At 31.0% G+C, this 12,111-nt stretch carries 13 protein-coding genes; 9 read left to right on the forward strand and 4 right to left on the reverse strand.

From position 1 onward, the window contains the following. The 3 genes from B9Y54_RS12570 to B9Y54_RS00010 all read left to right on the forward strand — a co-directional run. Positions 1 to 201 (forward strand): hypothetical protein (locus tag B9Y54_RS12570; RefSeq protein WP_234987753.1); only part of this gene is annotated, 201 nt, incomplete at its 5' end. Positions 202 to 638: 437 nt separating this feature from the next. Continuing rightward, positions 639 to 1,442, forward strand: coding sequence for a replication initiation protein (locus B9Y54_RS00005; protein ID WP_085558449.1), 804 nt, complete (start codon positions 639 to 641; stop codon positions 1,440 to 1,442). Between the two features lie 69 nt (positions 1,443 to 1,511). Continuing rightward, complete coding sequence (locus B9Y54_RS00010) at positions 1,512 to 2,051, forward strand: MerR family transcriptional regulator (RefSeq protein WP_085558450.1); 540 nt, start codon at positions 1,512 to 1,514, stop codon at positions 2,049 to 2,051. A gap of 612 nt (positions 2,052 to 2,663) precedes the next feature. Here the strand turns inward: B9Y54_RS00010 and B9Y54_RS00015 are convergent. Further along, complete coding sequence (locus B9Y54_RS00015; RefSeq protein ID WP_085558451.1) at positions 2,664 to 2,957, reverse strand: type II toxin-antitoxin system YafQ family toxin; 294 nt, start codon at positions 2,955 to 2,957, stop codon at positions 2,664 to 2,666. A gap of 8 nt (positions 2,958 to 2,965) precedes the next feature. Continuing rightward, positions 2,966 to 3,241 (reverse strand): type II toxin-antitoxin system RelB/DinJ family antitoxin, encoded by a 276-nt coding sequence (locus B9Y54_RS00020; RefSeq protein WP_085558452.1) that lies wholly within the window; start codon positions 3,239 to 3,241, stop codon positions 2,966 to 2,968. Between the two features lie 494 nt (positions 3,242 to 3,735). On the opposite strand from B9Y54_RS00020, the gene B9Y54_RS00025 reads away from it, so the two are divergent. The 4 genes from B9Y54_RS00025 to B9Y54_RS00040 all read left to right on the forward strand — a co-directional run bounded on the left by B9Y54_RS00025 (position 3,736) and on the right by B9Y54_RS00040 (position 8,017). Then, positions 3,736 to 4,140: a helix-turn-helix domain-containing protein gene (locus B9Y54_RS00025; protein ID WP_085558453.1), complete on the forward strand. Its 405-nt coding sequence runs from the start codon at positions 3,736 to 3,738 to the stop codon at positions 4,138 to 4,140. 1,472 nt (positions 4,141 to 5,612) lie between these two features. After that, positions 5,613 to 5,825 carry a hypothetical protein gene (locus B9Y54_RS00030; RefSeq protein ID WP_085558454.1) on the forward strand — a complete coding sequence of 71 codons (213 nt, stop codon included), beginning with the start codon at positions 5,613 to 5,615 and terminating at the stop codon, positions 5,823 to 5,825. A gap of 779 nt (positions 5,826 to 6,604) precedes the next feature. After that, entirely contained in the window at positions 6,605 to 7,408 is an 804-nt protein-coding gene (locus B9Y54_RS00035; RefSeq protein ID WP_085558449.1) for a replication initiation protein, read from the forward strand. A gap of 69 nt (positions 7,409 to 7,477) precedes the next feature. Continuing rightward, positions 7,478 to 8,017, forward strand: coding sequence for a MerR family transcriptional regulator (locus B9Y54_RS00040; protein WP_085558450.1), 540 nt, complete (start codon positions 7,478 to 7,480; stop codon positions 8,015 to 8,017). Positions 8,018 to 8,628: 611 nt separating this feature from the next. On the opposite strand, the gene B9Y54_RS00045 is transcribed toward B9Y54_RS00040, so the two are convergent. Both B9Y54_RS00045 and B9Y54_RS00050 read right to left on the reverse strand, forming a co-directional pair. Next, positions 8,629 to 8,922 carry a type II toxin-antitoxin system YafQ family toxin gene (locus B9Y54_RS00045; protein WP_085558451.1) on the reverse strand — a complete coding sequence of 98 codons (294 nt, stop codon included), beginning with the start codon at positions 8,920 to 8,922 and terminating at the stop codon, positions 8,629 to 8,631. An 8-nt stretch (positions 8,923 to 8,930) separates the two neighbouring features. Further along, a complete protein-coding gene (locus tag B9Y54_RS00050) occupies positions 8,931 to 9,206 on the reverse strand; it encodes a type II toxin-antitoxin system RelB/DinJ family antitoxin (RefSeq protein WP_085558452.1) in 276 nt (91 codons plus the stop codon). A gap of 494 nt (positions 9,207 to 9,700) precedes the next feature. On the opposite strand from B9Y54_RS00050, the gene B9Y54_RS00055 reads away from it, so the two are divergent. After that, positions 9,701 to 10,105 carry a helix-turn-helix domain-containing protein gene (locus B9Y54_RS00055; protein WP_085558453.1) on the forward strand — a complete coding sequence of 135 codons (405 nt, stop codon included), beginning with the start codon at positions 9,701 to 9,703 and terminating at the stop codon, positions 10,103 to 10,105. 1,472 nt (positions 10,106 to 11,577) lie between these two features. Next, on the forward strand, positions 11,578 to 11,790 hold the full coding sequence (locus B9Y54_RS00060; protein ID WP_085558454.1) for a hypothetical protein: 213 nt from the start codon (positions 11,578 to 11,580) through the stop codon (positions 11,788 to 11,790). The last annotated feature ends 321 nt before the right edge of the window (positions 11,791 to 12,111 follow it).

The raw sequence follows: 12,111 nt of genomic DNA on the forward strand, positions 1-12,111 counted from the left end.
TTTGGGTATGTAGGGCTTGCCCTGCACGAACGAAGTGAGCTCTTTACTCGTTTTATTCTTAGCCAAAACAAGCTTTTAAGCCGTTTTACTAAAAAGCCTTCTCTTCCCCTCTCTTTTCATTGCAAATGGAGCGTAGCGACTTCTTTTGACTTTTTAGAATGCTTTTTAGCTTGCGGAGCAAGGTTTCCTTTTGTCACTTGATCTTGTCTATCACTTTTCCTAAAAATACTAAACTCAATATATTTATAGATATTTTTATTGCGTTTCAAGAATACTCAAAGACGACACTTTGTCTTTAAGTCAATATTGTACTAGCAACACTTTTGCGGTTAAATATTTTATTTGTAATAATTTAATGATATGGAACACAAAACACAAACGTTTCTTTTTTTACTTTATATAATAATTGAATAATACTTCTAAGTACTTAATGAATTATTAATGCTTTAACACCAAGGATAAAGAGAGTTAATGGGGAGTGTAAAGTACACCTATGGGGAGTGTAAAGTACACCTATGGGGAGTGTAAAGTACACCTATGGGGAGTGTAAAGTACACCTATGGGGAGTTATTATAGAAAAGAATTGCTATTTAACCTCTATATTGTTAAACTAACCTTAATATAAAAGGAGGTATTTTATGCGTAAATTAGATTTGTGGGCCAGTGATAGAAATTTTAATACTGAAGACCTTGATGATTCAAAATTTTATTATGTAGTAGAGCATAATGATTTAATTACTAAAGCAAGACATGATTTAACAGCTCGACAACTTAAAATTATGGATTTTGTTATTTCTAAGATAAAACCTTCTGATACTAGCTTTAATATCGTACGTACGTCTATGTATGAAATTACTAATATATTAGGTCTTACTCGAAGCGGTAAAAATTATTCTGATATAGTTAATAATATTAATGAAATGCGAAAAAAAGACGTCTTTATTTATAGCGAACAAGAAAAAAAAATGACTATTACTGGTTGGTTTTCTGATATAGATGTATGGGAAAATGGCCAAATCGAATTACGTATTAATCAAAATTTCGCTCCATATTTACTTTCATTGAAAGAAAGTTATACTCAATATCTTCTTCTTGATACAATTCAACTAAATAGTAAATATTCTATTCTTTTATACAAGTTAATGCGTGAAGCTGATAAAGATTATGGCAAGAAAAAAACAGTTTTAAGTGGTACTCCTGACGAGTTCAAAGAATGGCTTGGCGCTCCAGAAAGTTATGCTTTTAAAGATCTTAATAAAAACGTGTTTCAAAAAGCAATAAATGAAATTAATCTTAAAATAAATGATATGGAATTAGAAATGTTTACTGCTAACCGTGGACGAAAAGTTGTACAAGTAGATATTCGCAACCATTTTATTAAAAACATTAATCTTATTGATAATAACTTACAAAAAGTTCCCTTAGATGACTGGACAAAATAACATGCTACTATATCAGTACTATAGCACCTTAAAAGTCTATTCTAAAAGTATTTTGAGGAGGTTCAAATATTGAAAGAGATAGAAGGAAAAGAAATGTTTGCATTCTCTGAAGTGCTTGAAAAGGTTGATTTATCAGAATCCGCCCTTAGAAAATACGTATCTTTAATTGATAAGCAGTCACCTGACGGGAAATATTTCTATCGAAACAAAAAAAATCATCGATTATATTCTCTTACTGATATAACACTACTACAACAGTTAGTAGCGCTAAAGTCTACTGATATAACACTAGATAACGCTATAAATCAAGCTTTGTTCTCTATAGGGTATAGTAGTGTTACAGTCGAAGATACAGAGGAAGCTGTATCTGATGTAACACTACTATCTGTTATATCAGTAGTATACAAGCAGGTAGAAATTATGGAAAAACAAACAAATAATATTGAAAGGTTAGAAACATTGGTAGAAAAATTACTTACTGCAGAAGAAGAAAAAAATAAGCAATTAGATATACCTGCAGATAATGAAACAAAGATTAAGTTTGTTGATCCTAGTGAGCCAGTAATGAAAAAAGGCATTTTCAGCCGTCTCTTTAATAAAAAAGAATAGCCGATTACAACGCTGGTTAAAGCAAAATCGTGTATTGAGCGTGGTCATAAAAAAAGAACCCTGCTGTTAAAGGGTTCTGGATACACGATTTTATCTAATTTCATGTATCAACTAAATATCAAAAAAAGAAGGAGTATTTACTATGAAAAAAACAAAAAAAGAATTATACAAGATCTTATAGTCATAATTTTGGTAGTTTTTTTATATTTTATATTTGATGGTTTTGCATTCAAAAATACTTATTACGATTTAACATTTATCTATTCTGTAGTGGGTATTAGCTTCGCATTTCGCTTATTATTTGACTTAAACACGTTTAAAAATAAATAAACACTATTAGTAGGGCGTACCCGCATTGATAACTACCTGCGATTTTTTTGCTTTTAAGTTAAAAAAAATTGTCTTGATTTAATAAGGATCTGAATACACGATTCTATGTCAATTCATGTATTTATAAAAATTCAAATTAGTGATTCTAAAAAAAACTAACCCCATATTGGTCTAAGTATGATGATAACAATAGCTAATATTTTTTAGAAAAGTAAATATCCAAAAAAAGAACCTTGTCAAGACAAGGTTCTAGATACATATTTCTAAGAAATTTCATCTGTTTTAAAATTGTTGCTTATGGCCAAATAAATCTGAATGAGTTCCAGTTTGAACGACCGTAAGAATAAGTTGTTTATCATCAATTAAATAAATCAAAAGCCAATCAGGATTAATATGTAACTCTCTAACAGGACGTTTTTGCCCTACTAAAGAGTGATCATTATGTTTTTCATCTAATGGTTCTTGATTCACTAATTTTTTTAGTATTTCTACAAAATTTTCTTCTTTATACCGACCACTACTAATCATTTTCTTGTACTGCTTTTTAAATAAAGAGGTTTTCCTTAGTTTCAGCATATTATCCTCTACGACCTTAAATCTTTCATAAAGTTATCTACAGTATCATATACTTGAGCCTCAATCTTGCCATCTTGAATAGCATAAGCTTCTTCAATAGCTTTTTTAGTCTCAGTATTTGGTTTATCTAGCGTAATTTCAAACGGAAAACCATTAGTCCTAACAGCTGTACTTAAAAAGATCTTAATAGCCTCATTAGTAGATGTACCTAAGTTATTGAACAGTTCATCTGATTTTTCTTTTAATTCATTTTCCATGCGTATTTGAACATTTTTTGTAGTCAACTTAAACACTCCTTTCTACTCTTTTATTCTATCACTATTATCAAGAAAAATCAATATAATAAGATTGACTATCAATACAAATGAAATGTATTTAAAGGCAATATATATACATCCATGACTTTATAAGATTTCATGTATGAAACAATCACAACTTAGGTATATGTTATTATCAACAGAACTATAAAAAAGGAGGGCTTCTTTTGTATTTAGGAATTGCCGCATTTTTACTTTTTGTAATTAGCTTTAGCTGGTCTTTGAAAAATAAAAAAAATAGATAAAAAAGAATCCTGATATAAAAGGGTTCGGGATACACGGTTCTATAGAATTTCATGTATTAGTCTAAAAATATTTATTGGATTTAAAAATATAAGGTTTACAAACGTAGCGTTTAAAACAATGACACAGATTCTATCATCCTTATCAAACGGACGATAGAATCCCTAGCTTGTACAAAAGGAGTAAGAATGATTAACTTCGTTTAAAGGAGATTGTTAATGGAAATCAGTCATGAAATAAAAAAAAGAAGAACTGAATTGAATATTACTCAGGAAGAGCTTGCTGAACGATTGGATGTGACAAGGGCCGCAGTTTCAAATTGGGAAGTAGGAAGAAATTACCCTGATATTCAACTTTTGTTAAAAATTTCCGATGAGTTAAATATTTCTTTGGATCAATTATTGAGAGGGGATAAAACAATGGTTTCATCTATAGACAAGAAAATTAAAAAAGGTAATTTTATAGATAAGTATTATATTGTTTTCCTAACAATTGTTAGTACGACACTAGTGGGTTACTTTTCATTTGATAATTGGGTTTCAACTATTATCTTTGGAGTAATTAGTGGAGGAATCTTTGGAGTAATTATCGATTCCATTGGTAAAAGTAAGACTATTAAATAATTGTCAATTTTAATTCTTCCCAAAATTGACAGTAAACAGGTATGGATCTGACTGCTTTTCTGCTGTCGTTTATACGTGTCGATTTTCAAAAAAATATCCTTGCTACAAAAAAACTATTTTAAAAATTCAAATCAGTAGGTTTTAAGGAGAGCATAAAGAGATTCAGGCGCCTGCCGGTTTTCCGCTCCGCTTCAAAACGTTGACGTGTCAGGCTGTGCCTGACGAATCTCAAAAATAAAACCAGGCGCCTAGAAGGCGAAAAACGGCCTTTTCTTACCCCTCTTCAAAAGACTGTTATACCGGCGTTTGCAAGAGGTCGTGTATGACATATGTACACATATGTGTTACACTTGTCATACATAATGTATACATATGTATGACACTTTTAACGTGTTTTTTCTCTTGCTTTTCATCTCTTTTTTTAAAGAAAAGTCCCCTGCCAAAAAGGCGAAGGGGATTTTTTTTATTTTGCCCGAAAAAAACAGACGGGAATACCGTCGTTTTTCGGGCCTGTTTACGACGATCCTTTTCAGCCTAAAGGCGAAAAAAGGGACAGAGAGAACAGACGGTTTTTGCCTCGCAGAGCCTGACCAAAATTTATTTTGGTATAACAGGCTATACCAGATGTTTACTGGTGCTCGCTTCCTATTTACGGGTTAAAAGCAAAAAAACTAGCTCCAAAAAGCTTTTCCCATTAGCTTCTTGAAGAATAACGAGTGACTGGACCACTAATCAACCGTTATTGCTTCTAGTCTTTGCTACTACAATTTTACTAGATAAATAGAGAGAATCAAACTTAAATTTTTAGACATGAGCAAAGCGAGTTTTTAAATTCCGAAGGAATTTTCACACAAAAAAGTATTTTAAAACGACACGGTTACGTGATCATTTTAAAATACTTTTTTAGATTTCAGGAAGCAACATACATCATCTTAAAAGATGATGTGTAAGTGCGCCCTTTGTTTAAAATCTAAAAAGAGGTCAGAACAAAAAGAGATGCTTTCAAAAAAAAAAAGAAAAAAAGATAGAGCATAAAGAATAATAAAGATGCAAAATGGAGAACTTTTTTTCTTTCGTATACTTCTTTTATTTTTGTTCTCTTTTAAAAAAATCGAGCAAAGCGACAACAACCTTTTATACTTATTTTGAAAAAAATAAATATAAAAGAGCGTAAGGTTATAGGAAACTTCCTATCAGGTCAAAACAACGTTTTGGGGAATGCGACTACATACCCGTTGCCTGCCAAACAAGATTTTAACATTTGAAAATCAGAAGTCGTTCGTTAAATAAAAAAGTAGTCTGATCTAGTTCCCTCTAAAAATTAGTTAACACCTCTTTAAAAAATAAAAAAAGAAAAAATACCTGCAAATTGTCTTTCTGGTCGTTACTGAAATTGAAACGAAAATTCGCTTGATTCATACTAAAAATGAAATGCAGCAAGTTAAAGAAAATGAACCATTAGGAGTTTAGAAATGAACAAAAAAACTTTTTGGATACTGGCTGTTACCTATGCAGCGATAACGTTTATTTTTAATAATGTGTTCCATACAGCTTTTGGTGCTTTCTTAATGACTTTAAGTTATTTTGCATTAGCTTTTGCTCTTCTTTCGTTTGTCTACCTGCCCATTCAACCTTTCTTACGACAATTTTTTTATTCTCGTAAGAAAAATCAGACGGATAAGTGAAACAAATTTAAACATATTGCATTTAAAACGACTTTAAATAGCCTTTAGAGTTGGTTTAACGAACTTTAAAGCTAAATGCTCGTATTTGTACGTGAATGAACTACAAACGATTTAACCAATCTTTTTTTAACGATTTTAGACTTTGGGTATGTAGGGCTTGCCCTGCACGAACGAAGTGAGCTCTTTACTCGTTTTATTCTTAGCCAAAACAAGCTTTTAAGCCGTTTTACTAAAAAGCCTTCTCTTCCCCTCTCTTTTCATTGCAAATGGAGCGTAGCGACTTCTTTTGACTTTTTAGAATGCTTTTTAGCTTGCGGAGCAAGGTTTCCTTTTGTCACTTGATCTTGTCTATCACTTTTCCTAAAAATACTAAACTCAATATATTTATAGATATTTTTATTGCGTTTCAAGAATACTCAAAGACGACACTTTGTCTTTAAGTCAATATTGTACTAGCAACACTTTTGCGGTTAAATATTTTATTTGTAATAATTTAATGATATGGAACACAAAACACAAACGTTTCTTTTTTTACTTTATATAATAATTGAATAATACTTCTAAGTACTTAATGAATTATTAATGCTTTAACACCAAGGATAAAGAGAGTTAATGGGGAGTGTAAAGTACACCTATGGGGAGTGTAAAGTACACCTATGGGGAGTGTAAAGTACACCTATGGGGAGTGTAAAGTACACCTATGGGGAGTTATTATAGAAAAGAATTGCTATTTAACCTCTATATTGTTAAACTAACCTTAATATAAAAGGAGGTATTTTATGCGTAAATTAGATTTGTGGGCCAGTGATAGAAATTTTAATACTGAAGACCTTGATGATTCAAAATTTTATTATGTAGTAGAGCATAATGATTTAATTACTAAAGCAAGACATGATTTAACAGCTCGACAACTTAAAATTATGGATTTTGTTATTTCTAAGATAAAACCTTCTGATACTAGCTTTAATATCGTACGTACGTCTATGTATGAAATTACTAATATATTAGGTCTTACTCGAAGCGGTAAAAATTATTCTGATATAGTTAATAATATTAATGAAATGCGAAAAAAAGACGTCTTTATTTATAGCGAACAAGAAAAAAAAATGACTATTACTGGTTGGTTTTCTGATATAGATGTATGGGAAAATGGCCAAATCGAATTACGTATTAATCAAAATTTCGCTCCATATTTACTTTCATTGAAAGAAAGTTATACTCAATATCTTCTTCTTGATACAATTCAACTAAATAGTAAATATTCTATTCTTTTATACAAGTTAATGCGTGAAGCTGATAAAGATTATGGCAAGAAAAAAACAGTTTTAAGTGGTACTCCTGACGAGTTCAAAGAATGGCTTGGCGCTCCAGAAAGTTATGCTTTTAAAGATCTTAATAAAAACGTGTTTCAAAAAGCAATAAATGAAATTAATCTTAAAATAAATGATATGGAATTAGAAATGTTTACTGCTAACCGTGGACGAAAAGTTGTACAAGTAGATATTCGCAACCATTTTATTAAAAACATTAATCTTATTGATAATAACTTACAAAAAGTTCCCTTAGATGACTGGACAAAATAACATGCTACTATATCAGTACTATAGCACCTTAAAAGTCTATTCTAAAAGTATTTTGAGGAGGTTCAAATATTGAAAGAGATAGAAGGAAAAGAAATGTTTGCATTCTCTGAAGTGCTTGAAAAGGTTGATTTATCAGAATCCGCCCTTAGAAAATACGTATCTTTAATTGATAAGCAGTCACCTGACGGGAAATATTTCTATCGAAACAAAAAAAATCATCGATTATATTCTCTTACTGATATAACACTACTACAACAGTTAGTAGCGCTAAAGTCTACTGATATAACACTAGATAACGCTATAAATCAAGCTTTGTTCTCTATAGGGTATAGTAGTGTTACAGTCGAAGATACAGAGGAAGCTGTATCTGATGTAACACTACTATCTGTTATATCAGTAGTATACAAGCAGGTAGAAATTATGGAAAAACAAACAAATAATATTGAAAGGTTAGAAACATTGGTAGAAAAATTACTTACTGCAGAAGAAGAAAAAAATAAGCAATTAGATATACCTGCAGATAATGAAACAAAGATTAAGTTTGTTGATCCTAGTGAGCCAGTAATGAAAAAAGGCATTTTCAGCCGTCTCTTTAATAAAAAAGAATAGCCGATTACAACGCTGGTTAAAGCAAAATCGTGTATTGAGCGTGGTCATAAAAAAAGAACCCTGCTGTTAAAGGGTTCTGGATACACGATTTTATCTAATTTCATGTATCAACTAAATATCAAAAAAAGAAGGAGTATTTACTATGAAAAAAACAAAAAAAGAATTATACAAGATCTTATAGTCATAATTTTGGTAGTTTTTTTATATTTTATATTTGATGGTTTTGCATTCAAAAATACTTATTACGATTTAACATTTATCTATTCTGTAGTGGGTATTAGCTTCGCATTTCGCTTATTATTTGACTTAAACACGTTTAAAAATAAATAAACACTATTAGTAGGGCGTACCCGCATTGATAACTACCTGCGATTTTTTTGCTTTTAAGTTAAAAAAAATTGTCTTGATTTAATAAGGATCTGAATACACGATTCTATGTCAATTCATGTATTTATAAAAATTCAAATTAGTGATTCTAAAAAAAACTAACCCCATATTGGTCTAAGTATGATGATAACAATAGCTAATATTTTTTAGAAAAGTAAATATCCAAAAAAGAACCTTGTCAAGACAAGGTTCTAGATACATATTTCTAAGAAATTTCATCTGTTTTAAAATTGTTGCTTATGGCCAAATAAATCTGAATGAGTTCCAGTTTGAACGACCGTAAGAATAAGTTGTTTATCATCAATTAAATAAATCAAAAGCCAATCAGGATTAATATGTAACTCTCTAACAGGACGTTTTTGCCCTACTAAAGAGTGATCATTATGTTTTTCATCTAATGGTTCTTGATTCACTAATTTTTTTAGTATTTCTACAAAATTTTCTTCTTTATACCGACCACTACTAATCATTTTCTTGTACTGCTTTTTAAATAAAGAGGTTTTCCTTAGTTTCAGCATATTATCCTCTACGACCTTAAATCTTTCATAAAGTTATCTACAGTATCATATACTTGAGCCTCAATCTTGCCATCTTGAATAGCATAAGCTTCTTCAATAGCTTTTTTAGTCTCAGTATTTGGTTTATCTAGCGTAATTTCAAACGGAAAACCATTAGTCCTAACAGCTGTACTTAAAAAGATCTTAATAGCCTCATTAGTAGATGTACCTAAGTTATTGAACAGTTCATCTGATTTTTCTTTTAATTCATTTTCCATGCGTATTTGAACATTTTTTGTAGTCAACTTAAACACTCCTTTCTACTCTTTTATTCTATCACTATTATCAAGAAAAATCAATATAATAAGATTGACTATCAATACAAATGAAATGTATTTAAAGGCAATATATATACATCCATGACTTTATAAGATTTCATGTATGAAACAATCACAACTTAGGTATATGTTATTATCAACAGAACTATAAAAAAGGAGGGCTTCTTTTGTATTTAGGAATTGCCGCATTTTTACTTTTTGTAATTAGCTTTAGCTGGTCTTTGAAAAATAAAAAAAATAGATAAAAAAGAATCCTGATATAAAAGGGTTCGGGATACACGGTTCTATAGAATTTCATGTATTAGTCTAAAAATATTTATTGGATTTAAAAATATAAGGTTTACAAACGTAGCGTTTAAAACAATGACACAGATTCTATCATCCTTATCAAACGGACGATAGAATCCCTAGCTTGTACAAAAGGAGTAAGAATGATTAACTTCGTTTAAAGGAGATTGTTAATGGAAATCAGTCATGAAATAAAAAAAAGAAGAACTGAATTGAATATTACTCAGGAAGAGCTTGCTGAACGATTGGATGTGACAAGGGCCGCAGTTTCAAATTGGGAAGTAGGAAGAAATTACCCTGATATTCAACTTTTGTTAAAAATTTCCGATGAGTTAAATATTTCTTTGGATCAATTATTGAGAGGGGATAAAACAATGGTTTCATCTATAGACAAGAAAATTAAAAAAGGTAATTTTATAGATAAGTATTATATTGTTTTCCTAACAATTGTTAGTACGACACTAGTGGGTTACTTTTCATTTGATAATTGGGTTTCAACTATTATCTTTGGAGTAATTAGTGGAGGAATCTTTGGAGTAATTATCGATTCCATTGGTAAAAGTAAGACTATTAAATAATTGTCAATTTTAATTCTTCCCAAAATTGACAGTAAACAGGTATGGATCTGACTGCTTTTCTGCTGTCGTTTATACGTGTCGATTTTCAAAAAAATATCCTTGCTACAAAAAAACTATTTTAAAAATTCAAATCAGTAGGTTTTAAGGAGAGCATAAAGAGATTCAGGCGCCTGCCGGTTTTCCGCTCCGCTTCAAAACGTTGACGTGTCAGGCTGTGCCTGACGAATCTCAAAAATAAAACCAGGCGCCTAGAAGGCGAAAAACGGCCTTTTCTTACCCCTCTTCAAAAGACTGTTATACCGGCGTTTGCAAGAGGTCGTGTATGACATATGTACACATATGTGTTACACTTGTCATACATAATGTATACATATGTATGACACTTTTAACGTGTTTTTTCTCTTGCTTTTCATCTCTTTTTTTAAAGAAAAGTCCCCTGCCAAAAAGGCGAAGGGGATTTTTTTTATTTTGCCCGAAAAAAACAGACGGGAATACCGTCGTTTTTCGGGCCTGTTTACGACGATCCTTTTCAGCCTAAAGGCGAAAAAAGGGACAGAGAGAACAGACGGTTTTTGCCTCGCAGAGCCTGACCAAAATTTATTTTGGTATAACAGGCTATACCAGATGTTTACTGGTGCTCGCTTCCTATTTACGGGTTAAAAGCAAAAAAACTAGCTCCAAAAAGCTTTTCCCATTAGCTTCTTGAAGAATAACGAGTGACTGGACCACTAATCAACCGTTATTGCTTCTAGTCTTTGCTACTACAATTTTACTAGATAAATAGAGAGAATCAAACTTAAATTTTTAGACATGAGCAAAGCGAGTTTTTAAATTCCGAAGGAATTTTCACACAAAAAAGTATTTTAAAACGACACGGTTACGTGATCATTTTAAAATACTTTTTTAGATTTCAGGAAGCAACATACATCATCTTAAAAGATGATGTGTAAGTGCGCCCTTTGTTTAAAATCTAAAAAGAGGTCAGAACAAAAAGAGATGCTTTCAAAAAAAAAAAGAAAAAAAGATAGAGCATAAAGAATAATAAAGATGCAAAATGGAGAACTTTTTTTCTTTCGTATACTTCTTTTATTTTTGTTCTCTTTTAAAAAAATCGAGCAAAGCGACAACAACCTTTTATACTTATTTTGAAAAAAATAAATATAAAAGAGCGTAAGGTTATAGGAAACTTCCTATCAGGTCAAAACAACGTTTTGGGGAATGCGACTACATACCCGTTGCCTGCCAAACAAGATTTTAACATTTGAAAATCAGAAGTCGTTCGTTAAATAAAAAAGTAGTCTGATCTAGTTCCCTCTAAAAATTAGTTAACACCTCTTTAAAAAATAAAAAAAGAAAAAATACCTGCAAATTGTCTTTCTGGTCGTTACTGAAATTGAAACGAAAATTCGCTTGATTCATACTAAAAATGAAATGCAGCAAGTTAAAGAAAATGAACCATTAGGAGTTTAGAAATGAACAAAAAAACTTTTTGGATACTGGCTGTTACCTATGCAGCGATAACGTTTATTTTTAATAATGTGTTCCATACAGCTTTTGGTGCTTTCTTAATGACTTTAAGTTATTTTGCATTAGCTTTTGCTCTTCTTTCGTTTGTCTACCTGCCCATTCAACCTTTCTTACGACAATTTTTTTATTCTCGTAAGAAAAATCAGACGGATAAGTGAAACAAATTTAAACATATTGCATTTAAAACGACTTTAAATAGCCTTTAGAGTTGGTTTAACGAACTTTAAAGCTAAATGCTCGTATTTGTACGTGAATGAACTACAAACGATTTAACCAATCTTTTTTTAACGATTTTAGACTTTGGGTATGTAGGGCTTGCCCTGCACGAACGAAGTGAGCTCTTTACTCGTTTTATTCTTAGCCAAAACAAGCTTTTAAGCCGTTTTACTAAAAAGCCTTCTCTTCCCCTCTCTTTTCATTGCAAATGGAGCGTAGCGACTTCTTTTGACTTTTTAGAATGCTTTTTAGCTTGCGGAGCA

The organism is Carnobacterium iners (assembly GCF_900177385.1).
Taxonomy (GTDB): Bacteria; Bacillota; Bacilli; order Lactobacillales; family Carnobacteriaceae; genus Carnobacterium_A; species Carnobacterium_A iners.

What these genes read in the sequence shown, in the direction of transcription:
- B9Y54_RS00015 (WP_085558451.1), bottom strand. Translation starts at nt 2,957, where the DNA reads ATGCTGAAACTAAGGAAAACCTCTTTATTTAAAAAGCAGTACAAGAAA.
- B9Y54_RS00005 (WP_085558449.1), top strand. Translation starts at nt 639, where the DNA reads ATGCGTAAATTAGATTTGTGGGCCAGTGATAGAAATTTTAATACTGAA.
- B9Y54_RS00025 (WP_085558453.1), top strand. Translation starts at nt 3,736, where the DNA reads ATGGAAATCAGTCATGAAATAAAAAAAAGAAGAACTGAATTGAATATT.
- B9Y54_RS00055 (WP_085558453.1), top strand. Translation starts at nt 9,701, where the DNA reads ATGGAAATCAGTCATGAAATAAAAAAAAGAAGAACTGAATTGAATATT.
- B9Y54_RS00030 (WP_085558454.1), top strand. Translation starts at nt 5,613, where the DNA reads ATGAACAAAAAAACTTTTTGGATACTGGCTGTTACCTATGCAGCGATA.
- B9Y54_RS00035 (WP_085558449.1), top strand. Translation starts at nt 6,605, where the DNA reads ATGCGTAAATTAGATTTGTGGGCCAGTGATAGAAATTTTAATACTGAA.
- B9Y54_RS00060 (WP_085558454.1), top strand. Translation starts at nt 11,578, where the DNA reads ATGAACAAAAAAACTTTTTGGATACTGGCTGTTACCTATGCAGCGATA.
- B9Y54_RS00045 (WP_085558451.1), bottom strand. Translation starts at nt 8,922, where the DNA reads ATGCTGAAACTAAGGAAAACCTCTTTATTTAAAAAGCAGTACAAGAAA.